At 68.2% G+C, this 23,499-nt stretch carries 24 protein-coding genes; 15 read left to right on the top strand and 9 right to left on the bottom strand.

Translation table 11 applies throughout. From position 1 onward, the window contains the following. Window positions 1-21 precede the first annotated feature (21 nt). The 4 genes from QTI51_RS33830 to QTI51_RS33815 all read left to right on the top strand — a co-directional run bounded on the left by QTI51_RS33830 (window position 22) and on the right by QTI51_RS33815 (window position 1,396). Window positions 22-468, top strand: a complete 447-nt coding sequence (locus QTI51_RS33830; protein WP_116912816.1) for a DUF411 domain-containing protein — start codon at window positions 22-24, stop codon at window positions 466-468. 45 nt (window positions 469-513) lie between these two features. After that, window positions 514-804, top strand: a complete 291-nt coding sequence (locus tag QTI51_RS33825) for a copper-binding protein (protein ID WP_286517454.1) — start codon at window positions 514-516, stop codon at window positions 802-804. A 65-nt stretch (window positions 805-869) separates the two neighbouring features. Beyond that, window positions 870-1,088 (top strand): addiction module protein, encoded by a 219-nt coding sequence (locus QTI51_RS33820; protein ID WP_207786810.1) that lies wholly within the window; start codon window positions 870-872, stop codon window positions 1,086-1,088. 2 nt (window positions 1,089-1,090) lie between these two features. After that, window positions 1,091-1,396, top strand: a complete 306-nt coding sequence (locus QTI51_RS33815) for a type II toxin-antitoxin system RelE/ParE family toxin (protein WP_286517452.1) — start codon at window positions 1,091-1,093, stop codon at window positions 1,394-1,396. 12 nt (window positions 1,397-1,408) lie between these two features. Here QTI51_RS33815 and QTI51_RS33810 read toward each other — a convergent pair whose 3' ends face one another. After that, complete coding sequence (locus QTI51_RS33810) at window positions 1,409-2,746, bottom strand: NAD(P)/FAD-dependent oxidoreductase (protein WP_116912812.1); 1,338 nt, start codon at window positions 2,744-2,746, stop codon at window positions 1,409-1,411. A gap of 40 nt (window positions 2,747-2,786) precedes the next feature. Between QTI51_RS33810 and QTI51_RS33805 the strand changes: the two genes are divergently transcribed. The 4 genes from QTI51_RS33805 to QTI51_RS33790 are packed head-to-tail and all read left to right on the top strand — an operon-like array spanning window position 2,787 to window position 6,189. Beyond that, entirely contained in the window at window positions 2,787-3,824 is a 1,038-nt protein-coding gene (locus tag QTI51_RS33805; protein WP_116912811.1) for a P1 family peptidase, read from the top strand. 27 nt (window positions 3,825-3,851) lie between these two features. After that, window positions 3,852-5,231, top strand: a complete 1,380-nt coding sequence (locus QTI51_RS33800) for a TAXI family TRAP transporter solute-binding subunit (RefSeq protein ID WP_286517450.1) — start codon at window positions 3,852-3,854, stop codon at window positions 5,229-5,231. A gap of 51 nt (window positions 5,232-5,282) precedes the next feature. Continuing rightward, on the top strand, window positions 5,283-5,768 hold the full coding sequence (locus tag QTI51_RS33795; protein ID WP_116912809.1) for a MerR family transcriptional regulator: 486 nt from the start codon (window positions 5,283-5,285) through the stop codon (window positions 5,766-5,768). Continuing rightward, a complete protein-coding gene (locus QTI51_RS33790) occupies window positions 5,737-6,189 on the top strand; it encodes a carboxymuconolactone decarboxylase family protein (RefSeq protein WP_116912808.1) in 453 nt (150 codons plus the stop codon). Before QTI51_RS33795 ends, QTI51_RS33790 begins: the two co-directional genes overlap by 32 nt. Before the next feature lie 23 nt (window positions 6,190-6,212). Here the strand turns inward: QTI51_RS33790 and ettA are convergent, their stop codons facing one another. After that, window positions 6,213-7,874 carry an energy-dependent translational throttle protein EttA gene (gene ettA / locus QTI51_RS33785; protein ID WP_116912807.1) on the bottom strand — a complete coding sequence of 554 codons (1,662 nt, stop codon included), beginning with the start codon at window positions 7,872-7,874 and terminating at the stop codon, window positions 6,213-6,215. Between the two features lie 288 nt (window positions 7,875-8,162). On the opposite strand from ettA, the gene QTI51_RS33780 reads away from it, so the two are divergent. Next, entirely contained in the window at window positions 8,163-9,992 is a 1,830-nt protein-coding gene (locus tag QTI51_RS33780) for a DEAD/DEAH box helicase (protein ID WP_116912806.1), read from the top strand. Window positions 9,993-10,136: 144 nt separating this feature from the next. Continuing rightward, on the top strand, window positions 10,137-11,177 hold the full coding sequence (locus QTI51_RS33775; RefSeq protein WP_116912805.1) for an endonuclease/exonuclease/phosphatase family protein: 1,041 nt from the start codon (window positions 10,137-10,139) through the stop codon (window positions 11,175-11,177). A gap of 21 nt (window positions 11,178-11,198) precedes the next feature. Here the strand turns inward: QTI51_RS33775 and QTI51_RS33770 are convergent, their stop codons facing one another. The 5 genes from QTI51_RS33770 to QTI51_RS33750 all read right to left on the bottom strand — a co-directional run bounded on the left by QTI51_RS33770 (window position 11,199) and on the right by QTI51_RS33750 (window position 16,313). Then, window positions 11,199-12,269, bottom strand: a complete 1,071-nt coding sequence (locus tag QTI51_RS33770; RefSeq protein ID WP_116912804.1) for an ABC transporter ATP-binding protein — start codon at window positions 12,267-12,269, stop codon at window positions 11,199-11,201. A gap of 19 nt (window positions 12,270-12,288) precedes the next feature. Next, window positions 12,289-13,140, bottom strand: a complete 852-nt coding sequence (locus QTI51_RS33765; protein WP_116912803.1) for a carbohydrate ABC transporter permease — start codon at window positions 13,138-13,140, stop codon at window positions 12,289-12,291. Further along, window positions 13,137-14,036, bottom strand: coding sequence for a carbohydrate ABC transporter permease (locus tag QTI51_RS33760; RefSeq protein WP_116912802.1), 900 nt, complete (start codon window positions 14,034-14,036; stop codon window positions 13,137-13,139). Before QTI51_RS33760 ends, QTI51_RS33765 begins: the two co-directional genes overlap by 4 nt. A gap of 36 nt (window positions 14,037-14,072) precedes the next feature. Next, window positions 14,073-15,455, bottom strand: coding sequence for an ABC transporter substrate-binding protein (locus QTI51_RS33755; RefSeq protein ID WP_108136454.1), 1,383 nt, complete (start codon window positions 15,453-15,455; stop codon window positions 14,073-14,075). A gap of 114 nt (window positions 15,456-15,569) precedes the next feature. Beyond that, on the bottom strand, window positions 15,570-16,313 hold the full coding sequence (locus QTI51_RS33750) for a FadR/GntR family transcriptional regulator (RefSeq protein WP_116912801.1): 744 nt from the start codon (window positions 16,311-16,313) through the stop codon (window positions 15,570-15,572). 149 nt (window positions 16,314-16,462) lie between these two features. Between QTI51_RS33750 and QTI51_RS33745 the strand changes: the two genes are divergently transcribed. The 5 genes from QTI51_RS33745 (at window position 16,463) to QTI51_RS33725 (ending at window position 21,195) form a co-directional block, all read left to right on the top strand. Further along, window positions 16,463-18,199, top strand: a complete 1,737-nt coding sequence (locus QTI51_RS33745) for an IlvD/Edd family dehydratase (protein ID WP_116912800.1) — start codon at window positions 16,463-16,465, stop codon at window positions 18,197-18,199. Window positions 18,200-18,300: 101 nt separating this feature from the next. Next, the gene (locus QTI51_RS33740; RefSeq protein WP_116912799.1) at window positions 18,301-19,218 is read left to right on the top strand and encodes a 2-dehydro-3-deoxygalactonokinase; all 918 of its coding nucleotides are present in this window, start codon (window positions 18,301-18,303) and stop codon (window positions 19,216-19,218) included. Further along, complete coding sequence (locus tag QTI51_RS33735; RefSeq protein ID WP_116912798.1) at window positions 19,215-19,856, top strand: 2-dehydro-3-deoxy-6-phosphogalactonate aldolase; 642 nt, start codon at window positions 19,215-19,217, stop codon at window positions 19,854-19,856. Before QTI51_RS33740 ends, QTI51_RS33735 begins: the two co-directional genes overlap by 4 nt. Then, window positions 19,849-20,676, top strand: a complete 828-nt coding sequence (locus QTI51_RS33730; RefSeq protein WP_286517448.1) for an aldolase — start codon at window positions 19,849-19,851, stop codon at window positions 20,674-20,676. The genes QTI51_RS33735 and QTI51_RS33730 overlap by 8 nt, the downstream gene beginning before the upstream one ends. Window positions 20,677-20,883: 207 nt before the next feature. After that, on the top strand, window positions 20,884-21,195 hold the full coding sequence (locus tag QTI51_RS33725) for a hypothetical protein (RefSeq protein WP_116912796.1): 312 nt from the start codon (window positions 20,884-20,886) through the stop codon (window positions 21,193-21,195). 69 nt (window positions 21,196-21,264) lie between these two features. Here QTI51_RS33725 and QTI51_RS33720 read toward each other — a convergent pair whose 3' ends face one another. Together QTI51_RS33720 and QTI51_RS33715 are read right to left on the bottom strand one after the other, a co-directional pair. Next, window positions 21,265-21,972, bottom strand: coding sequence for an SDR family oxidoreductase (locus tag QTI51_RS33720; protein WP_116912795.1), 708 nt, complete (start codon window positions 21,970-21,972; stop codon window positions 21,265-21,267). Between the two features lie 39 nt (window positions 21,973-22,011). Further along, window positions 22,012-23,487 carry an MATE family efflux transporter gene (locus QTI51_RS33715; protein ID WP_286517447.1) on the bottom strand — a complete coding sequence of 492 codons (1,476 nt, stop codon included), beginning with the start codon at window positions 23,485-23,487 and terminating at the stop codon, window positions 22,012-22,014. Window positions 23,488-23,499: the final 12 nt, after the last annotated feature.

Genomic DNA, 23,499 nt, shown 5'->3' with positions numbered 1-23,499 from the left:
TTTTCTGAAAGGAACCCACCCATGCAAAGACGAACCCTGCTGGCGCTGGCCGCGAGCCTGCCCTTCACGCCCCTCGCCCTGGCCGCCGCGCCGATGGTCGAGATCTGGAAAGACCCAAACTGCGGCTGCTGCCAGGACTGGGTGAAGCACCTCAACAAGAACGGCTTCGCCACCCGCGTGCACGACGAAGGCAACGCCGCCGCGCGCGCCCGGCTGGGCATGCCCGTCAAGCTGGGCTCCTGCCACACCGGACAGGTGGGCGGCTACGCCATCGAAGGCCACGTGCCGGCAAGCGAGGTGCAGCGCCTGCTGAAGGAAAAGCCCCAGGCCGTCGGCCTCGCCGTGCCCGGCATGCCGGTCGGCTCGCCCGGCATGGACGGCCCCGCCTACGGCGACCAGCGCGATCCCTACGACGTGCTGCTCGTGCTGGCCGACGGCAGCACGCGCGTGTACCAAAGCTACCGCTGAACCGACCCACCGGATCTTTCACTCACCGACCAAGGAAACCAACTCATGAAGAAGCTCGCCATCGCACTTTCCACCGCCCTGCTCGCAGCCGCCGCGTTCGCGCAGGCCGCACTGCCTTCCGTCGAAGGCGAAGTCCGCAAGGTCGACACCGACGCGAAGAAGATCACGCTGAAGCACGGCGACATTCCCAACCTCGACATGAGCGGCATGACGATGGTGTTTCGCGTGACCGACCCGGCACTGCTGGGCAAGGTGAAGGCCGGCGACAAGGTGCAGTTCACGGCGGACAAGGTCGACGGGGCGTTGACTGTGATGTCCATGGTGCCTGCGAACTGACCACTGCGGCGCCTTCGGCGTCGGTGCATAGAATGAAGCGTTGATCCACTCTTTGGGAGATCGAATTGGGAAGCTCCGATCTGCAGCAGGCTCTTTCTTCGCTGAGCGTGGCGGAACGCATCGAGCTGGCCGAAGAACTCTGGGACAGCGTTGCACGGGATGTCGAGGCACGAAAGCTAAGCCCCCGCGAACAGGAAGAAGTGGCGCTTCGTCGCGCTGAACACCGCGCCGACCCGCAAGCGGTCGTGTCCTGGGCCGACGTCAAGACATCATTGAAGCTCTGACCTTGCCGAACGTCTTTTTTCGGAGGAGCGCAGCGCGCGAACTGGAAGAGGCCCAGAGTTGGTACGAGTCGCAGCGCCCCGGCTTGGGCGCGGAATTCGCCCGCAGCCTGGAGGCCGTGGTGCACCGGATTGCACGTCAGCCTGAAGGCGCACCTCTGGTCTGGGAAGACGTTCGCAGAACACATCTGAAGCGCTTTCCGTATTCCATTTTTTACATCGTCGAGACGGATCGCCTGGTGGTGCTGAGTTGCCAGCACCAGCGGCGCGACCCGGCAGGCTGGCCGCCATCGCCCGACGCTTTTTCCTAGAAGCGCATCGCCTTACACGCTGAAGCGCTGCGGGTCGAACGGCGCCAGCGCAATCTCGGGCCCCGCACCCGCTCCCGCTCCCGCCAGCAACTGCGCCACCACACGCCCCGTGCGCGCCGAGCCGCACAGCCCCACGTGGCCGTGCCCGAACGCCAGCACCACGTCGGCGCTGGCGCGTGCCGGCCCGATGCACGGCAGCCCGTCGGGCAGGCTGGGCCGGTGGCCGAGCCACTGCTTGACGGACGGCGTGCCGGTCGCGCTCGCCAAGCCCGGAAACATCGACTGCAGGTGCTTGTGCAGGATCTCGGCGCGGCGCCAGTCGGGCGCGGCTTCCAGGCCGCCGATCTCGACCTGGCCTGCGGCGCGCAGGCCGCCGTCCATCCAGTGCGCGATGAGCTTGCCGTCGGCCACCATCACCGGGGTGCGCGGTCCCGCCTTCGCGTCTTCGACGACCACGTGGTAGCCGCGCTCCGACTCCAGCGGGACGGGCGAGCCAGCGGCCGCGGCGAGCGGGCCTGAGCGCGCACCGGCGCAGATGGCGGCCGCGTCGCAGGCGATTTCGCCCGACTCGGTGCGCACGGCGCGCAGCCGCACGCCTTCGATGCGAAAACCCGTGGCCCGCGCGGCCACGCGCTCGGCGCCGCCGTCGCGCGCATGCTGCGCCAGCGCGGCCACGTAGGCGCCCGGGTTGCGGCAGTGGCCGGCCTCCGGCACGTAGATGCCCAGCGTGTAGCGCGCGTCCAGGTCGGGCTCGCGGCGGCGCAGTTCGCTGGCCGACCATTCCTCCCACCGGACGCCCGTGCGCCCGCGCACGCGCCAGCCGAGCGCGTCGCCCTCGAACTCCTCGCGCGAGCGGTAGGCGTGCAGCAGCCCACGCTGCTCGATGAGCTGCGGCACGCCGGCTTCGGCGGCCAGCCGCGCATGCAGCGCGGGCGCATCGGCCAGCAGGGTGCGCAGCGCGTCGGCCGTGCGCTGCACGCGCGCCTCGGTCCAGCCCGAGGCCAGGTAGCGCAGCAGCCAGGGCGCTGCGCGCGGCAGGTAGCGCCAGCGCAACGCCAGCGGACCGAGCGGGTCGGCCAGCCAGCCGGGCACCTTGCGCCAGGCGCCGGGCAACGCGGGCGGCACCACGGAGTGCGACGACAACCAGCCGGCATTGCCGTAGCTCGTGGCCTGCGGGCCGCCCGGCTCGCCGGGCTCCAGCACCGTCACGCGCAGGCCGGCGCGCAGGGCCTCGAGGGCGGTGGCGCTGCCCACGGCGCCCGCGCCGATCACGACCACGTGGCGGCGCGCACCGTCATTGCCGCCAGCGCCGCCAATGCCGCCCACGGAGAAACTTCTTGCAACTGTCATGCGCTGGATCGTAGAGGGTGCGGTCCCATAATCGGCCGCCATGTCCGCCCTCTCCCACACTCCTGCTCCCTCTCTTTCGTCCGCCGGTGCCATCACCGACGTCGCCGGCATCGAAGTCGGCCATTTCTCGGACACGCGCCGCCCCACCGGCTGCACCGTCATCATGGCCCGCGACGGCGCCGTGGGCGGCGTGGACGTGCGCGGCGCGGCGCCCGGCACGCGCGAGACCGACCTGCTCGCGCCCGGCAATTTGGTGCAGCAGGTGCACGCCGTGATGCTCGCGGGCGGCAGCGCCTGGGGCCTGGCGGCGGCCGAAGGCGCGATGCGCTGGATGGAAGAACGCGACATCGGCATGGACGTGCGCTTCGGCACCCTGCCCATCGTGCCGGCCGCCGTGCTGTTCGACCTGCCGATGGGCGACGCGCGCATCCGCCCCGACGCCGCCGCCGGCTACGCCGCCTGCGAGGCCGCGAGCACCGCGGCGCCCGCCGAAGGCAACGTGGGCGCGGGCGCCGGCGCGCTGGTGGGCAAGCTCTTCGGCGTGCACCGCGCGATGAAGGGCGGCGTCGGCACCGCGTCGGTCACGGTCGGCGGCGTGACCGTGGGCGCCCTGATTGCCGTCAACTCGCTGGGCGACGTGATCGACCACAACACCGGCCAGCCCGTGGCCGGCGCGCGCACCGAAGACGGCACCGCCTTGCTCGACACCCGCCGCGCCCTGCTGCGCGGCGACCTGCCCAAGCCGCTGCTGGCGGGCACCAACACCACCATCGGCGTGATCGCCACCGACGCGGTGCTGACCAAGGTGCAGGCCAACCGGCTGGCCACCGTGGCGCACGACGGCCTGGCGCGCGCCATCAACCCGGTGCACACCATGAGCGACGGCGACACGCTGTTCGCGCTGGCCACCGGCCGCGTGCCGCTCGAAGGCAACGCTCCCGGCATGACCGTGCTGAGCACCATGGCGGCCGAGGCCGTGGCCATCGCCACGCTGCGCGCGGTGCACGCGGCGCGCACCGTCACGGTGGGCGAACTGCACATTCCCTGCGTGGCGGACCTCGGCGCGCCGCGCGGCTGAGCACACGAACCGACAACGGCACACACCATGGCCATGCCCAAGACACTCAAGCTGATCCTGCTGTCGATCCGGGACCTGATTGCCTCGGCGGGGCCCATCGTGTTCCTCGTCATCGGCCTGCTGGTCGCGGCCTACTGGTACCTGCAGCCGCAGCCGCCCAAGCACGTGACGCTGGCCACCGGCCCCACGGGCAGCGCCTACGCGCAGTTCGGCAAGCGCTACGCGGAGGCGCTCAAGCACACCGGCATCGAGGTCGAGCTCAAGCCCACCTCGGGCTCGACCGAGAACCTGGAGCTGCTGCGCAACGGCGGCGCCGACGTGGGCTTCGTGCGCGGCGGCAGCGCCGACCCCAAGGCCGACGAAGAGGCCGGGCTCAACTCGCTGGGCAGCCTGTTCTTCGAGCCGGTGTGGCTGTTCTACCGCGCCGACACCGCGCAGAAAATCGACCGCAAGACCGCCACGCTGAGCTCGCTCACGCAGTTGCGCGGCCTGCGCGTGAACGTCGACCTGCAGGGCAGCGGGCTGCCGGAGATCATGGAACGGCTGTTCAAGGCCAACAAGCTCGGGCCCGACGACCTGCTGCTGTCGAACCTGGAGCAAGGCGCGGCCGCCGCGGCGCTGGAGGCGGGCCTGCTGGACGCCATCGTGCTGTCGTCGGCGCCGCAGTCGCCGCAGGTGCAGCGGCTGCTGCGCTCGGACGACATCAAGCTCATGGACTTCGGCCAGGCCGATGCGTACTCGCGGCGCTTTCCGTTCCTGTCGGCCGTGACGCTGCCGCGCGGCGTGGTCGACCTGTCGAAAGACCTGCCGCCGCACGACGTGGCGCTGCTCGCGGCCACCACCTCGCTGCTGTCGCGCGACGAGACCCACCCGGCCCTGCGCCAGCTGTTCGCGCAGGCCGCGCAAACGGTGCACAGCGGCGCGGGCTGGTTCAACCGCGCGCGCGACTTTCCGAACACGCGCACCAGCGAACTGCCGGTGAGCCCCGAGGGCGACCGCGCCATCAACGGCACGCCGCCGGTGTGGCAGCGCTACCTGCCCTTCTGGGCCAGCAACCTCATCGAGCGCATGTGGCTGGTGCTGGGCGGCCTGCTGGTGCTGATGCTGCCGCTGAGCCGCGTGGTGCCGCCGCTGTACCAGTTCCGCGTTCGCCGTCGCGTGTTCCGCTGGTATGCGCGGCTGCGCGACATCGAGGCGAAGGTCGACGCCAAGGCCGACGTGAAGGAAGGCGGCCAGAAGGCGCTGCTGGACGACCTCGACCAGCTCGACCGCACGGTGAACAAGGTGGCGGTGCCGCTGTCGTACGCGGACGAGCTCTACGCGCTGCGCAACAACATCTACGCGGTGCGCAAGCGGGTGCTGGCGCGCGGCACGCCGGAGGCCGACGCGGCCACCGCGCAAAAATAGTTCGGCCGGGCGCTTGACTTGGAGCGCGCTCTAATTTCGAGAATCGACGCCATGGAAACCAGCCTGACCAGTCTGACCATTGCGGAAGTCGCCGAGCGCACGGGCCTCACGGCCTACACGCTGCGGTACTACGAGCGCATCGGCCTGATCGCCGCCGTGCCGCGCGCACCGGGCGGCCAGCGCCGCTATGCGCGCGCCGACATGGACTGGCTGGCTTTCCTGTTGCGCCTGCGCGAGACCGGCATGCCCATCCAGGGCATGCAGGCCTTCGCCAGGCTTCGAAGCCAGGGGGACGCCAGCGTCGGCGAACGGCGCGAGATGCTCGAGCAGCACCTCGCCGCAGTCCAGGCCAAGGTGGCGGCGCTGCAGCAATCCATGCAGGCGCTGTCGCTGAAGATCGACCACTACCGTGCGGTCGAGAACGGGTCGAAGAAGCTGAACCAGCCGAAGCAGCCGGGCCGGCGTCTTCCTTTGTCGGGCAAAGCCCCGGAAGGAAAAGCGAGCGATGACGAACACACAAGCACCCGATGGCCATGACGACACGCGCTACGTACGCGGCCTGGCCAAGCTGCAGGAAATCGACGGCGAAGGCGGCGTCAAGGTGGTCGAGAGCCTGGCCGACATCGCACCGGACTTCGCCCGGCTGCTGATCGAGTTTCCGTTCGGCGACGTCTACTCGCGCCCCGGCCTGGACCTGCGCGCACGCGAGATCGCTGTGGTGGCCGCGCTCACGGCCATGGGCAATGCGGCGCCGCAACTGAAGGTGCACATCCAGGGCGCGCTGAACGTGGGCGTGACGCGCACCGAAGTCGTCGAGGTCATCATGCAGATGGCCGTGTACGCGGGCTTTCCGGCGGCGCTGAACGGCCTTGCCGCGGCACGCGAGGTGTTCGCGGCCGACGATGAAAAAAGCGCGCGGCCCCTTGCGGAACCGCGCGCTTCGCTGGAAGCAGCCTGAACGAGCCTGGAACAGGCTAAGGCTTACTTCAGGGCCTTGTAGCGCATGCGCTTGGGCTTGGCGCCTTCTTCGCCCAGGCGCTTCTTCTTGTCGGCTTCGTACTCCTGGTAGTTGCCGTCGAAGAAGGTCCACTGGCTGTCGCCTTCGGCGGCCAGGATGTGCGTGGCGATGCGGTCGAGGAACCAGCGGTCATGGCTGATCACCATGACCGTGCCGGCGAACTCGAGCAGCGCGTCTTCGAGCGCGCGCAGGGTTTCCACGTCCAGGTCGTTCGACGGTTCATCGAGCATCAGCACGTTGCCGCCGGCGATCAGCGTCTTGGCCAGGTGCAGGCGGCCGCGTTCGCCGCCCGACAGCGTGCCGACCTTCTTCTGCTGGTCCGCGCCGTTGAAGTTGAAGCGACCCGCGTACGCACGGCTGGCCATCTGGAACTTGCCGACGTTGATGATGTCCAGGCCGTTCGAGATGTCTTCCCACACGGTTTTCTGATTGGCGAGTTCGTCGCGGTGCTGGTCGACGAAAGCCGCCTTGACGGTCGAGCCGATGACCACACTGCCGGCGTCCGGCTGTTCCTTGCCCGCGAGCAGCTTGAACAGCGTCGACTTGCCGGCGCCGTTCGGGCCGATGATGCCGACGATGGCGCCCGGCGGCACGGTGAAGCTCAGGTTGTCGATCAGCATGCGGTCCCCGAAGGACTTGCTCACGCCGTGGAACTCGAACACCTGCTGGCCCAGCCGCTCGGCCACAGGAATGAAGATTTCCTGCGTTTCGTTGCGCTTCTGGTATTCCATGTCGCTCAGCTCTTCGAAGCGGGCGAGGCGGGACTTGCTCTTGGCCTGGCGTGCCTTCGGGTTCTGGCGCGACCATTCCAGTTCCTTCTTCAGTGCCTTGGCGTGGGCTTCTTCGCTCTTCTGCTCCTGCGCCAGGCGTTCGCCCTTCTGCTCGAGCCAGGTGCTGTAGTTGCCCTTCCAGGGAATGCCGCGACCGCGGTCCATTTCCAGGATCCACTCGGCGGCGTTGTCCAGGAAGTAGCGATCGTGGGTGATGGCCACCACGGTGCCCGTGAAGCGCTGCAGGAACACTTCGAGCCACTCCACCGATTCGGCGTCCAAGTGGTTGGTCGGCTCGTCGAGCAGCAGCATGTCGGGCTTGGACAGCAGCAGGCGGCACAGCGCCACGCGCCGCTTTTCACCGCCCGACAGCAAGCCTATCTTCGCGTCCCACGGTGGGAGGCGCAGCGCGTCGGCGGCAATTTCGAGCTGATGCTCGGAATCGGTGCCGGCGGTGGCGATGATGGCTTCGAGCTGGGCCTGCTCGGCGGCCAGCGCGTCGAAATCGGCGTCTTCGGCACCGTAGGCGATGTACACCTCTTCGAGGCGCGCCTTGGCCGCGAACACCGCGCCCATGGACTCCTCGACCGATTCACGCACCGTGTGCTCGGGGTTGAGCTTGGGTTCCTGCTCCAGATAGCCGATCGTCATGCCCGGCATGGGCAGCGCCTCGCCCTCGAACTCCTTGTCCACACCCGCCATGATCTTGAGCAGCGTGGACTTGCCCGAGCCATTGAGGCCGAGCACGCCGATCTTGGCGCCGGGGAAGAAAGAGAGCGAAATGTCCTTCAAGAGCTGCCGCTTGGGCGGCACGGTCTTGCTGACACGGTTCATCGAATAGACGTATTGAGCCATCTGTGGATAGTTACCTTGGGTAGCGGAAATTGGGGGAAAAGCGCGGGCGCCAGAACAACGCATCCGGGCGCGGCAAACCACCGATTATCGACTCATGCGACAATGTCAACGTTGCCGGGTCCAGTTGCCCGCAACACCGGCTCTCTGCCGGGGACGAAGAAAACCCTTTATGACAGTGGGTTTTTCGGCTCCCACCCCTGACCTTCATCTGCCTTGACTGGCCTTGCGTCGCCAAAGACGCCTGGCGGGCCGATGCCACTGCGCCGTGTATGGCGCTTATTGTTTCCAATGAATTTTGATGAACTGAAGCTGGCTCCCGCCATCTTGAAGGCTGTGCACGAGCACGGCTACGACACCCCCACCCCCATCCAGGCGCAGGCCATCCCCGCAGTGCTCGAAGGTCATGACCTGCTGGGCGGCGCACAAACCGGCACCGGCAAGACGGCCGCCTTCACGCTGCCGATGCTGCACAAGCTCACCATGAGCCGCAGCGCCACCAACAAGTTCGGCGGCATCGGCATCCGTGCCCTGGTGCTCACCCCCACGCGCGAACTCGCCGCGCAGGTCGAAGAGTCGGTTCGCACCTACGGCAAGTACCTGCAGCTCGACTCGACCGTGATCTTCGGCGGCGTCGGCATGAATCCGCAGATCAGCAAGCTCAAGAAGGGCGTCGACATCCTCGTGGCCACGCCAGGCCGCCTGCTCGACCTGCAACAGCAGGGCATGCTCGACCTGAGCCAGGTGCAGATGCTGATCCTGGACGAAGCCGACCGCATGCTGGACATGGGCTTCATCCACGACGTGAAGAAGATCCTGGCGCTGGTGCCCAAGGAAAAGCAGAGCCTGCTGTTCTCGGCCACCTTCAGCGACGACATCCGCGACCTCGCCGCCACGCTGCTGAAGAACCCGCAAAGCATCCAGGTCACGCCGCGCAACACCACCGTGCAGCGCATCACCCAGGTGATCCACCCCGTGGGCCGCGGCAAGAAGAAGGCGCTGCTCGCGCACATCATCAACGAGAACAAGTGGAGCCAGGTGCTCGTGTTCACGCGCACCAAGTTCGGTGCGAACAGCGTGGCCGAGTTCCTGACCAAGAACGGCATCGAGGCGATGGCGCTGCACGGCAACAAGAGCCAGAGCGCGCGCACGCAGGCGCTGGCCGGCTTCAAGAGCGGTGACATCCGCGCCCTGGTGGCCACCGACATCGCCGCGCGCGGCATCGACATCGACGAGCTGCCGCACGTCGTGAACTACGAGATTCCGAACGTCAGCGAAGACTACGTGCACCGCATCGGCCGCACCGGCCGCGCCGGTTCGAGCGGCGAGGCCGTGAGCTTCGTGTGCCTGGACGAAGAAGGCTTCATGCAGGAAATCGAACGCTTCACCAAGCAGACGATTCCCGTGCAGATCGTCGAGGGCTACGGCCCTGAAGACGGCGAGCGCGCTGAGCCGATCGCCATGGGTCGCCAGACGATCTGGGGCGGCGCCGGCCGTCCGCCGAGCCGCGACGTGATGCAGGCGGCCGCGAAGGCCGCGCGCACCGAGATGCTGTCGCGCATCCGCGAGAACAAGGCCGGCCAGGGCGGCGGCAACGGTGGTGGTGGCGGCAACGGCGGCGGTCAACGCCGCGGTGGCGGCCAGGGCGGCGGCCAAGGCCGCAGCGCCAACGGCGGTGGCCAGGGCGGAGGTCAAGGCCAGGGCCAGGGCCAGGGCCCGCGTGGTCCGGGCGCACGCGCGCCGCAAGGCCGCGGCCCGCAAGGCCCGGCACGCGCACCGCACCATGCACCGGCGCACCAGGCGCAAAACCACCAGCCGCACGACGAGCGCCAACCGCGCCATCACGGCAACAGCCACAGCCCGACGCAGGCCAACCAGGTCGCGCACCTGCGCGCCGAAGCGGTCGCGGGCGGCGCGGCAGGCCAGCCGGATCCGTTGCGCACGAGCGTGGACCACATGGGTGCCGGCCGCGGTCGCGGTCGCCCGGGTGGCGGCGGTGGCGGCTACGGCGGCAACCGTTCGGGCGGCGGTGGCCGTTCGGGTGGCGGCGGCGGCTACGGCGGTGGCGGCGGTGGCCGCTCCGGTGGTGGCGGCGGCGGTGGCCGTTCGTTCGGTCGCTGAATAGCGCAGGCAGCACGGCTGCCTCGCACATGAATCAAGGGCACTTCGGTGCCCTTTTTCTTTGGCGCCGCGGCATGCGCTTGCGCGCACAGTGCTCCGACCGCCCATTCCGACTCAGGACACAATCGTCACAATCGTGTCCTCATGCAGTACATCCCACCCAACTACGCCACCCTCTTCGTAGCCACCTGCAACCTGCTGAACCTCGCGAACCCGAGCCGGGTGTACTACGAGAACCAGGACGGCTACACCGAGCGCGAGTACGAGCGAAAGATCGACTGGACCGGCGAGCGCTTCCACGCGCTCAACGCCGACGTGCTGGCGGTGCAGGAGGTGTGGGACGAGGCGGCGCTCAAGGCCTGCATCGCGCGCAGCGGGCTGCGCTACGACTTCGTGTCGGCGCCCGGCGCGGAAAACACGCCGCTGCCCGGCAGCCCGCCGGGCTCGCCCGCACGGCCGGGCGCGCAGGGCACGCCGCGCGTGGGCATCGCCACGCGGCTCAAGGTGGACGACGTCCGCTCCTTCATAGACTTTCCGCCGGGCTTCGGCGTCGACGTGCCCGGCCTGGGCCCGCACACGCGCTTCGAGCGCCCACCCCTGCTGGTCACGGTGCACATGAAGCACGGCCAGCAGGTGCACGTGCTCACGGTGCACCTGAAGTCCAAGCGCCCCAAGTTCCTGCAGGACGCCCAGGGCAACCACCTGGAGGACCGCGACGACCGCAAGGTCGGCGTGATGGCCTCGCTGCGTTCGCTGCTGATGCGCGGCGCCGAGGCCGCCGCCCTGCGCTGCATCGTCATCGACCTGCTGCAGGGCACCAACGTGCCGCTGGTGGTGATGGGGGACTTCAACGACAACCCGCACAGCGTCACCACGCAACTGGTGGCGGCCACATCGGAGGTCGCGTACGACAAGGGCGCGCGCGACGTGGCGCTGTTCAACGCCTACGAGATGCAGGGCGAGGCGGCGCTGAAGAAGGACGTGGCCTATTCGCACATCCACCAGGGCTTTCCCGATGTGCTCGACCAGATCCTGGTGAGCGAGGAGTTCGTGGCCTCCAGCCGCCACAGCCTGGGCGACGTGCGGCGCGTCGACTACTTCAACGACCACCTGCACGAGGGGCGCGACCGCTCGCGCTCCGACCACGGCTTCGTGCGGGCGCTGCTGCGACTGCGCACCGACTGAGCGCCCGTCACCGGGGCTTTGTCAGCCCATGCGCTTGCCGCTCTGCCGGTCGAACAGGTGCACGCTCTCGGCCTCGATGGCCAGCCGCACGAGCTCGTCGGGCCGGGCATCGACACGGCCGTGCACCGCCAGCACCAGCCTGGCTTCGCCGACCTGCACCAGCAGCTCGGTTTCCGCGCCCGTGGGCTCGACCACGATCACCTTGGCTTCCACGCCGTGCGAGCCGCCGCCGAGCGTCATGTCGCCCGGGCGCACGCCGTAGTGCACCGGCTGCCCGTCGGGCGCCGAGGTGCCCACCGGCACCGGCCAGCGCGCACCCTGCGCCTCGACCCAGCACTCGCCGCCCGAACGCCGCACCGTGCCCTCGATGACGTTCATCGACGGCGAGCCGATGAACTGCGCCACGAACAGGTTGTCGGGCCGGTCGTACAGGTCCAGCGGCGTGCCGATCTGCTCGACGATGCCGTCGTGCATCACCACGATGCGGTCGGCCATGGTCATGGCCTCGATCTGGTCGTGGGTGACGTACACGGTGGTGGTCTTCAGGCGCTGGTGCAGCGCCTTGATCTCCGCGCGCATCGCCACGCGCAGCTTGGCGTCCAGGTTGGACAGCGGCTCGTCGAACAGAAACACCTTCGGGTCGCGCACGATGGCGCGCCCCATGGCCACGCGCTGGCGCTGCCCGCCCGAGAGTTCGCGCGGGTAGCGGCCCAGCAGCGCGTCGAGGTTGAGGATCTTGGCGGCGCGCGACACGCGTTCGTCGGTCACCGATTTCTCGGCGTTGCGCAGGCGCAGGCTGAAGCCCATGTTCTCGCCCACCGTCATGTGCGGGTAGAGCGCATAGCTCTGGAACACCATGGCGATGTCGCGGTCCTTCGACTCCAGGTCGTTGACCACCCGGCCGTCGATCACGATCTCGCCGCCGCTGATGTCTTCCAGCCCCGCGAGCATGCGCAGCAGCGTCGACTTGCCGCAGCCCGACGGACCGACCAGCACCACGAACTCGCCGTCGGTGATGTCGAAGCCCAGGCCCTTGATGATCTGGACCTTGCCGAAGGATTTCTCGATATTGCGAAAGGAAACGGATGCCATGTGTAGTCCCTGAAATCGTTCAGCTCTTGACGGCGCCGGCGGTCAGCCCGCCGACCATGTAGCGCTTGAATGCGTAGTAGATCGCCGCCGGAGGCAACGCGTAGATCAGGCCCGTGGCCATCAGCAGCTCCCATGGCGAATCGTCGGCCGACAGGAAGTTGCCCAGCGCCACCGCCAGCGTCACGCTCTTGTCGTTCGACAGCAGCAGGAAGGCATAGAGGTACTCGTTCCACGCGAGCAGCAGCGAGTACGTGCCCACGGCCACCAGCGAAGGCACCATCAGCGGCAGGTACACCAGGCGGAACAGCTGCAGCGGCGAGGCGCCGTCCATGCGCGCGGCCTCGTCGAGCTCGTAGGGCAGCTTGTCCGACGCCTGCTTCAGCACCCATATGCAGTAGGGCGAGGCGATGGTCACCATGGCAAGAATGAGCGCCCACTGGCTGTTCAGCAGCCCGTAGTTGCCCATGGTCTTGTACATGGGCACCGCCAGGAAGGCCGCCGGAATGAAGTACGTGAACAGCGCCAGGTTCATCACCGTGCGCCCGCCGCGCACGCGCAGCCGGCTGATGGCGAACGCGGCGGTGGTCGCCACGAACAGCGTGATCGCGCCCACCGACAGCGCGATGACCAGCGAGTTGCCCAGCTGCACCCAGAAGTGGCTCAGGTAGAAGTGCTTCTGCTGGAACACCGTGGCAAAGTTGTTCAGCGTCGGGTGCGTGGGCCACAGGTGGCCGCTGGTGGCCGAGTCCTTGCTCGAGAACGCGAACAGCGCCATGTGATAGACCGGCACCAGCGTCCACAGCAGCACCGGAATGCCGATGAGCAGCAGCTTGGCCTCGGTCAGCACGGCCTTGGGGGTCCAGCGCTTCATTTCGAGAGCCTCTTCATCATGAAGTACACAAGGGGCAACACCAGCGGCATGGCCACGACGATGGACGCCATCGACAAGTCGACCTGGTCCAGCCGCAGGTAGCGAATGCCCAGCGTGGCGAGCACGTGCGTCAGGTCGGCAGGGCCGCCACCGGTCAGCAGGTACACGCTGTTGAAGTCGCCCAGCGTCCAGATCATCGACAGGATGAGCGAGGTGACGTACAGCGTCTTCAGCGCCGGCCAGCTCACGAAGCGGAACTTCTGCCACGACGAGGCGCCGTCGACAGACGCCGCCTCGTACTGCTCGCCCGGAATGGCCAGCCGGCCGGCCACGAGGATGAGTGTCCAGAACGGCAGCGACTTCCACACGTGTACCAGCATCGCGAAGCCCAGCGCCAGCGACGGGTCGTTGAGCCAGTTGGGACCATCGGCGCCGGTGAGGCGGAAGATGGTGGTGTTGATCACGCCCCACTCCGGGTTCAGCATGAAGCGGAACGACAGGATGGTCGGAATCGAAGGCATCGCCCACGGCAGGATGAAGATCGCCGAGACGATCTTGATCCACCAGCGCGAGGTCACGAAGAAGCCCGACAGCACCAGCGCCACGAGCATCTTGATGTTGATGGCCACGACCAGGAACACGGCCGTGTTGATCACGGAGCGGAAGAAGATCGGGTCTTCCACCAGCTTCACGTAGCTCTGCGGATGGCGGGCGAGCCACAGCCCGTAGCCCACCGGGTAGAGCACGAACACCACGAACACCAGCAGGTAGGGCACGACCATCACCGCGCCCCAGAACTGCCAGCGCGCGTGGCGCGCACCCAGGTTCGCCACCGGTGCCGCGGCGGGGGCCGCGGCATCGACAGCGGTGTCGGAGACGGTAACGGTCGAGCTCATGGCGTCAACTGCTGTGCGTTCGCGGGCGCTGCGCGCTTACTGCGCCGCCACCGTCTTGATGCGCGCGATCATCTCGTCCACCGCCTTGTCCACCGGCAGCTTGTCGGTCACGATGCGGCTCATGGCCTTGGCCCAGACGTTCTCGTTGTTGATCACGGTGAAGCGGTAGTTCTTCGTGAACTCGAAGGTCACGGTGCCGGCCGCGTACTGGTTGAACACCGACTTGCGATGCGAGTCGGCCTGCCAGAACGGGCTGGCCTGCCCGGCCTTGGTCACCGGGAACCAGCGGCCCAGCGAACCCTCGACGTACGGCGTGAGGTTTTCTTCCTGCAGCAGGAAGGTCACGAACTCCTTGGCGCGCGCCTTGTTCTTGCCGTCCTTGAACACCACGCCGGTCTTCACCGCCGTGCGGTAGACCATCTTGGTGCCGTCGGGCTTGGTCGGAAAACCGGCCGTGCGAATGCGCTCGGTGTAGTTCTTCTTGGCCTCTTCACGCTGCTCGGGCGTGAGCGTGGCGTTGTTCGAATCGTCGAGCCACTTCGCCGGCAGCGAGATGGTCGCGTTGTGCGTCATCACGGTGGTCTTGTTGTGGAACGCGACGTTGTTGTCCGGGTCTTTCCAGCTGGTGGACGAAGGCGGCGTGCAGCCCGTGAGGTAGGGCTTGGTGTAATCGGTCATGGCCGCGATGAGGCCGGTGCGCACCTTGGGGTCGTCCACCAGCAGCTTGCCGTTGTCGTCCACCAGCTTCACGTTGTAGGCGTCCATGAAGGTCAGGAACGAATAGAACGCGTCGCTCGAATCCACGCCCATCGGCATGCCGATGCCGAAGGTGCGCTTGCCGCTCTTCTGCCGGCTGGCGGGCTGCACCTTCTCGCACCAGAAGGGCCAGTACTCCTTCCACGTCGTTGGGATGTCGGACTCCTTGAAGCCGGCTTCCGCGAGCATGTCGAGCCAGTACTCGATGTGCATCGTCTGCTGCTTGATGGGGAAGGCGTAGTACGCCTTCTTCTTGGTCTGGTCGTTGTAGAGGAACGTGGTCTCGATGGTGTTGGTCGCGAAGCGGTCCTTCATGGGCGTGAGCACGCTGCCGATGTCTTCGAGCTTGCCGTCGAACGCCCACTTGCCCGTGACCTGGAAGTCGTACACGTCGGCATAGGCCACATCGGGCGGGCTGCCGGAGTCGAGCGCGGACACGGTCTTGGGGATCATGTCCTGCACCGGGTACTGCGACAGCTCGACCTTCACGTCCTTGTGCTTTTCCTCGAACTTCTTGATGGCGGCAAACAGCGCGTCGTCCTCCGCCTTGTAGAAGCCCTTGACCCACCAGACGGTGAGCTTTTCTTGTGCGGCGGCGTTGCCTGACGCGATCAGGCCCAGCGCGACGAGCGTCGGCGCAATGAGCGATTTGACGAGTTTCATGGGTTTGTCTCCTTCTCTTCTCTGGTGGAATTGGCTCGGGGGGCGAGCGTAGGGTGAAAGAACCGGATGCGAACTGCGGACAAACGCGAAGGCGGACGCGGGCGGCCTGAGCGGCTAGCTCGCCTTCAGCCGTGGCGGCGGCCTGCTCAGGCGCGGCAGGCGCCGGCGGGAGCCCAGCACGTCCTCGATGTCCTGGCGCGCGCCGTCGATGAGCCGGATGATCGCAAGCTCGGCCTTGGCCGGGTCGTGCGCAATCACCGCGTCGAGCACCGCGCGGTGCAGCGGCAGCGAGAGCGCGGGGCCGTCGGGCTTGGTGGTCGAAATCTCGAAGCTGGTGCGCAGCAGCGCATTGAGCACCTTGCTCATCTGCGACAGCATGCGGTTGCCCGCGGCGCTCAGCAGGCCGTTGTGAAAGCGCAGGTCGAAGGTGACGTAGTCGCCGCCGTTTTCCACGGCTTCCTTCATGCCGGCGAAGGCGCTTTCGATTTCGGCGATGTCCGTGTCGGTGGCGCGTTCGGCCGCGAGGCGCACGGCCGCGGGCTCCACCACGCGGCGCAGGTCCTGCAGGTCGCGCAAGAACTCGGGCGTGAGCCCGGCGCGCGCCTGCCAAGTGATGACGTCGGGGTCAAACCAGTTCCACTTGTCCTTGGGCAGCACGCGCGTGCCGACCTTCGGGCCGGTCACGATCAGGCCCTTGGCCGCGAGCGACTTGATGGCCTCGCGCACCACGGTGCGGCTCACGCCCAGCTCTTCGCCGAGGATGGGTTCCGCGGGTATCGACGCACCGATCGCATAGCGTCCCGCCACCACTGCTTCACCGAGCAGTTCGAGCGTTCGACCGTGGATGTTCTTGATCATGTGCGATGCGAAATTTGCTATCTCTGCGCTCTGAAAATGGGGGTGCTCGGCGAGTCGTTCGCGCTTATCATATGATGATTGAAATCGACCTTCGGCAGGACAAACCCTGAGCCTTGGGGCTGCTGGAGCCAATAAAACGGAGACACCCCATGAGCATTCCCCCGAAGAAAAAACCCGGAGAGCTGCGCAGCCAGCAATGGTTCGGCCGCAACGACCGCGACGGTTTCATCTACCGCAGCTGGATGAAGGGCAAGGGCGTGCCGCACGACCAGTTCGACGGTCGTCCGGTCATCGGCATCTGCAACACCTTCAGCGAGCTCACGCCCTGCAACTCGCATTTCCGCACGCTGGCCGAGCAGGTGAAGATCGGCGTGTACGAGGCCGGCGGCTTTCCGCTCGAGTTCCCGGTGATGTCGCTCGGCGAGACGCTGCTGCGCCCCACCGCCATGCTGTACCGCAACCTCGCGAGCATGGACGTCGAGGAAAGCATTCGCGGCAACCCGCTCGACGGCGTGGTGCTGCTCATGGGCTGCGACAAGACAACCCCCGCACTGATGATGGGCGCGGCCAGCGTCGACCTCCCCACCATCGGCGTGTCCGGTGGCCCGATGCTCTCGGGCAAGTGGCGCGGCCAGGAGCTGGGCTCGGGCACCGGCGTGTGGCAGATGAGCGAGCAGGTGCGCGCCGGCACGCTGAAGCTGCAGGAATTTTTCGAGGCCGAGAGCTGCATGCACCGCAGCCACGGCCACTGCATGACGATGGGCACCGCCAGCACCATGGCCTGCATGGTCGAGTCGCTGGGCATCGGCCTGCCGGGCAACGCGGCCTACCCCGCGGTCGACGGCCGGCGCAACGTGCTGGCGCGCCAGGCGGGCCGGCGCATCGTCGGCATGGTGCATGAAGACATGAACATGTCGAAGATCCTCACGCGCGAGGCCATCGAGAACGCCATCAAGGTCAACGCGGCCATCGGCGGCTCGACCAACCTGGTGATCCACCTGCTGGCGATTGCCGGGCGCATCGGCGTCGACCTGACGCTCGACGACTTCGACCGCCTGGCCTCCGAGCTGCCCTGCCTGGTCAACCTGCAGCCCTCGGGCCAGTACCTGATGGAAGACTTCTGCTACGCGGGCGGCCTGCCGGTGGTCATCAAGGAAATCGCCGAGCACCTGCACAAGGATGTGCTCACGGTCACCGGCGACAGCCTGTGGAACAACGTGAAGGACGCCGAAAACTATGGCCCGCAGGTCATCCGCACGGTGGCCGAGCCCTTCAAGGAAAAGGCCGGCATCTGCGTGCTGCGCGGCAACCTCGCGCCCAACGGCGCCATCATCAAGCCCAGCGCGGCCACGCCGGAACTGCTGGTGCACAAGGGCCGCGCGGTGGTGTTCGAAAGCGCCGAAGACCTGCACAAGCGCATCGACGACGAGAGCCTGGACATCGACGAGCACTGCATCATGGTGCTGAAGAACTGCGGCCCCAAGGGCTACCCCGGCATGGCCGAGGCGGGCAACATGCCGCTGCCGCCGAAGGTGCTGCGCAAGGGCATCACCGACATGGTCCGCATCAGCGATGCCCGCATGAGCGGCACGGCCTACGGCACGGTGGTGCTGCACACGTCGCCCGAGGCCGCGGCCGGCGGACCGCTGGCATTGGTGCAGAACGGCGACATCGTGGAGCTCGACGTGCCCAACCGCAGGCTGCACCTGCACGTGAGCGACGAGGAGCTCGCCGAACGCCGTTCGAAGTGGGTCGCGCCGGTTGCGCCGCTCGACTCGGGGTACTGGAAGCTGTATGTCGACACGGTGCTGCAGGCCGACCAGGGGGCCGACCTGAACTTCCTGCGCGGTCGTCGCGGGTCTTTCGTGCCGCGCGACAATCACTAGGGTTCAGGGTTTGTGGCGAGGGGTGTCGTGTTCGGGGTGCGACCACGCCCTGAACAAGCGCGCAACGAACAACCAAGCCTCGAACAAATCCGACCATTGAAATGACAAGACTGGTAGCAATCGACTGGGGCACAAGCTCCCTGCGAGGCGCCCTGCTGGACGAAGCCGGCAAGGTGCTCGAAGAACGCAGCGACGCGCGCGGCATCCTCACCGTGCCTGAAGGCGGTTTCCCCGCCGTCTTCGAGGCGCTGTTCGGCGACTGGATGCGCCTCGACGGCGCGCGGTGCCTCATCTCCGGCATGGCCGGCAGCAAGCAGGGCTGGGTCGAGGCGCCCTACTGCGCCTGCCCCGCGGGCCGCGTGGAAGTGGGCCGCAAGATCATCGACATCGACGCCGTTCCGGGCTCGCGCATCGCGATCGTGCCGGGGCTGAGCGACGAGCATGCCGGCGTGCCCGACGTGATGCGCGGCGAAGAAGTGCAGATCTTCGGCGCCATGTCGATCACCGCGCTGGACGACGGCGTGTTCGTGCTGCCCGGCACGCACAACAAATGGGTCACGGTGAAGAAGGGCCGCGTGGCGGGCTTTCGCACCTACATGACCGGCGAGTTCTACGCGCTGCTGAGCCAGCATTCGATCCTCGCGCGCACGCTCGATGCGTCGGCGCCGCTCGACGAGGCATCGTTCCTCGAGGGCGTCACGCGCTCCGAGAAAGGCCACGGCCTGCTGCACAACGCCTTCGGCACGCGCACGCTGGCGCTGTTCGAGCGCATGCCGAAGCAGGAGCTGGCCAGCTACCTCTCGGGCCTGCTGATTGGCGAAGAACTGTTCACGCAGTCGCTGCAGGCCGTGGGCGAGGTAGTGCTCATCGGCTCCTCCGCCCTCACCCAGCGCTACACACTGGCCCTGCGCGCCACCGGCGTCGCCACGCGCACGCTGGGCGCCGAAGCCACCTGGGCCGGATTGCACGCGCTGTCCGGCTTTCTCGACACCGACCGCACCGAACGAACGCCCGCATGACCACGCCCCTCGACAAATTCAACGCCGCCGTGCGCACGCTGCCGCTGGTGGCCATCCTGCGCGGGCTCACGCCGGCGGAAGCGGCCGACGTGGGCGACGCCATCGTCGAGCCCGGCTTCCGGCTGCTCGAGGTGCCGCTCAATTCGCCGCAGCCGCTGGAGAGCATCGCGCTGATGCGCCAGCGCTTTCCGCGGGCGCTGGTGGGCGCGGGCACGGTGCTGTCGGCGCAGCAGGTGCGCGACGTGCACGCGGCCGGCGGCGAGCTGATCGTCTCGCCCAACTACAACGCCGAGGTGGTGAGCGAAGCCGCGCGCCTGGGCCTGGTCTGCCTGCCCGGCGTGATGACGCCGACCGAGGCTTTCGGCGCGCTCGCATCGGGCGCCACCGGGCTCAAGCTGTTCCCGGCCGAACTGGCCTCGCCCGCCGTGGTGAAGGCGCTGCTGGCCGTGCTGCCCAAGGGCACGCCGGTGATGCCCGTGGGCGGCATCACGCCGTCGAACATGAACGAGTGGCGCGCCGCGGGCGCGACCGGCTTCGGCATCGGCTCAGCGCTGTACAAGCCCGGCAAGCAGGCCTCGGCGGTGCGCGAGGACGCGAAGCAGTTCATTGCCGCGTGGACCGGCACGAAGCTTGCCTGACAAGGCCGCGGCCTTTTCGCTTTTTTCCCTCACAAGAACAACGGAGAACCCCACCATGTCCGCCGATTCCGACTACGCCAGCCCCACCGTGCGCAAGCTGCGCGAAGACCTCGCCCTCGCCCTGCGCGCGGCCGCCCACCACGGGCTGTCCGAAGGCGTGTGCAACCACTTCAGCGTGATGCTGCCGGGCGCGCAAGACCGCTACCTCATCAACCCGCGCGGGCTGCACTGGAGCGAGATCGGCGCGGACGACATCGTGCTGATCGACGTGCACGGCGAGGTGCTCGCGGGCCGCCACCGCGTGGAGCCCACGGCGCTGTTCATCCACGGCGCGGTGCACCGGCTCACCGGTCACGCTGTGGTGCTGCACTGCCACATGCCCTACGCCACCGCGCTCACGCTCACGGTCGACCGCGCGCTGGACCCGACCGCGAGCCAGAACGCGATGCGCTACATGAACCGCATCGCCATCGACGCCCAGTACAACGGACTGGCGCTCGACGACGCTGAAGGCGAGCGCATCGCGCGCGCCATGGCCGGCAAGGACGTGGCCTTCCTGGCGAACCACGGCGTGATCGTCGCGGGCGGCACCATCGCGCACGCCTACGACGACCTGTACTACCTGGAACGCGCCTGCCTGCACCAGGTGATCGCGCAGTCGACCGGGCGCCCGCTGGTGCCGGTCGATGCGAAGCTGGCCGCGCACGTGGCCGCGCAGATCCAGGGCGAGCGCGAACAGTCGGACCTGTTCTTCGAGGCGCTGCGGCGCATGCTGCCCGATCCGGCGGCCAGGACGGCCGCGGCAGCCCTGCGCGTCTGAGCCAACGGCCTACAACCAATGGCGCGCCTCATGAGGCGCGCCGGCCGCCGTGCGCCTTTAGCATCGAGCCTCGGTCGTGATGCCGCAACGCACAAGAAAAGCGGCGCGCACGGGCTTACAGCTCTTCATCCGATTTCGCTCCAGCCTTACAAGCGCTTCACACAAGGCCGCGAGGATGAGGCTTCCAACCACAAACCGGGGGATCACATGAAAAAGCTTACTTTCGCATTCGGCGCCGCAGTCCTGCTGTCGCTGGCCGCGCTCAGCGCACCGGCACAGGCCCAGCGAGGCGGCCCCATCATCCAGGCGCAGGTGTACGTCGTGCCACCGCCGCCGCCGCGCCGTTACTACGCACCGCCGCCTCCGCCGCGGTACTACGGCCCGCGCCACTACGGACCCGACCGCCATTACCGCGACCGCCGCTGGGACGACCGCCGCCACTACGGCCGCCGCGACAACGACCGCGACGGCGTGCCCAACCGCTACGACCGCCGGCCGAACAATCCGTACCGCTACTGATACAAAAAACCCGGGCCAGGCCCGGGTTGTCGTTTGGGGCGCAGCCCGCGTGTGCTGCGGTTGCCGCGCTCAGCCCGGTGCCGATGCGTAAGGCGGCGTGGCGCTCGACAGGCCCTGCTTCACGTGGCGCGACGTGTCGTCCGCCAGCACCTCGATCTGGCCGGCCTCCACGCCTTCGAGCGCCTGGCGCGCCACGTCGTCGGGCGAGACCTTGTCGCCGGGCACGTTGCGCGCCATGTCGGTGTCCATCAGCGCCATGTGCAGGCTCGTGACCTGCGTGCCCTGCCCCGCGAGCTCGTTGCGCAGGCCGTTGCTCAGCGACCAGGCCGCCGACTTGCTCGCGCAGTAGGTCGCCACGCTCGGGAAGGTCGCCCAGCTCAGCACCGACAGCGCATTGAGCACCGCGCCGCCGCCGTTGGCCGCGAGCACCGGCGCGAAGGCCTGCGTGACCGCCCAGGGGCCGAAGAAGTTGGTTTCCAGCTCGGCCCGCGCGGCGGCCACGGCATCGGGCGAGCCCAGGAAGCTGGAGCCGCGCGAGATGCCCGCGTTGTTGACCAGCAGCGTGACGTCGCCGCAGGCGCGCGCGGCCGCCTCGATCTGCGCGGGCTGCGTCACGTCGAGCGCCACCGGCGTCACGCCGGCCAGCGTGATGCTGTTCGGGTCGCGCGCCGCGCCATAGACCTTGCGCGCGCCGGCGGCCAGCGCGGCCTTGGCGAACGCCAGGCCGAGCCCCCGGTTCGCACCGGTGATGAAGACCACGGAGTCCTTGATTTTCATGACGAGCCTTTTCGTTGAACGAGGTTGTTGAAAATTGCTTCAGGCCTGCGCCACCCGGCGCAGCAAACCGCTGGTGGTGCGCGGCCAGCCCACGCGACCGAACCAGGCGCCGCCCGCGATGGCCGACGCGCTCACCACACCGTACACCACCAGCGCCACGCCCTGTGCGGCAAACACGCCGCCCAGCCCGCCGCCCCAGCGCAGCGCCAGCCAGCCGCCGGTGCCCGCCACCACCAGGCGCGCGATGTTGCCCAGCACCGGCCACATCAGCCGGCCCGCGCCCTGCGACGCGAAGTACAGCACCAGCCCGACGCCGAAGAAGCCATACAGCGGCCCGACCACGCGCAGGTAGTGCGCGCCCGTTTCGAGCATGGCCGCGTCATGGCCGAACAGCATCAGCCAGGGGCGCGGGAACAGCGCCGCGGCCAGGCCGATGGTTTCGGTGAGCGCAAAGGCCAGCGCCGCGCCGGCCCAGGTGGCGCGCAGCGCGCGCTCGCGCTGGCCCGCGCCCATGCAGGTGCCGACCATGGCCACCAGCGGCGCGCCCAGGCCGAACACCAGCGGCACCAGCAGGTACTCGAGCCGCGACGCCGTGCCGTAGCCCGCCAGCGCGCCGGAACCGAAGTGGCCCGTGAGCGCGGTGGCGATGCCGATCGACAGGTTGGTGGCCACCGTCGACACCGCGCCGATGAGCCCGATGCGCAGGATGTCGCGGAACATCGGCCAGCGCAGCTTCAGCGCGGCCAGCGTGGGCCGCAGCAGGCTGCGCGGCGAGCGCAGGTAGACGATGAGCGCCACCGAGCCCAGCAGGTAGTACAGCAGCAGCGCCATCGCGCCGCCCGCGATGCCCATGCCCGGCAGCGGGCCGATGCCGAAGATCAGCAGCGGCGACGCGGGGATGAGGAACACCACGCCCACCACCGTCACGTTGGCCGGCACCGACATGTTGCCGGTGCCGCGGATGATGGCCGACAGCGAGTTGAAGAGCCACACCAGCACCGCGCCCGCGAACACCCAGTTCGAGTACGTGAGCGCGGCCTCCAGCGCGGGCCCGGTGCCGCCCATGATCCCGTAGAGCCAGCGCCCGCCCAGCAGCAGCGCCAGCGAGAAGCACAGGCCGAAGCCCAGCGCGATGACGATGGCGTGCCACACCAGCGCGTCGGCATCGGCGCGGCGGCGCGCGCCCAGCGCGCGGGCAATCGACGAGGCGATGCCGCCGCCCATGGCGCCGCTGGAGGTCATCTGCATCAGCATGACGATGGGAAACACCAGCGCCATGCCCGCGAGCGCATCGGTGCCCAGCTTGCCCACGAAGTAGGTCTCGATGAGGCCGACGCAGGCCTGCGCCACCATCACCAGCACGTTGGGCGCGGCCAGGCGCAGCAGCGTGGGCACGATGGGCGCCTCGAGCAGGCGGCGGGTGCGCGGGTCGAGGTCGCCCTGGAGCGGCGGTGGCGGCGATGGCGGCGATGGCGTTGGCGATGCCGGTGCCGAAGGGGTCGTGGTGCTTGTCATGGCGGCGTGCGT

Origin of the sequence: Variovorax sp. J22G73, from assembly GCF_030317035.1 — a bacterium.
Taxonomy (GTDB): domain Bacteria; phylum Pseudomonadota; class Gammaproteobacteria; order Burkholderiales; family Burkholderiaceae_C; genus Variovorax.
Note: the sequence above shows the minus strand (reverse complement) of the source record. Positions and strands in the feature narration are given on the sequence as shown.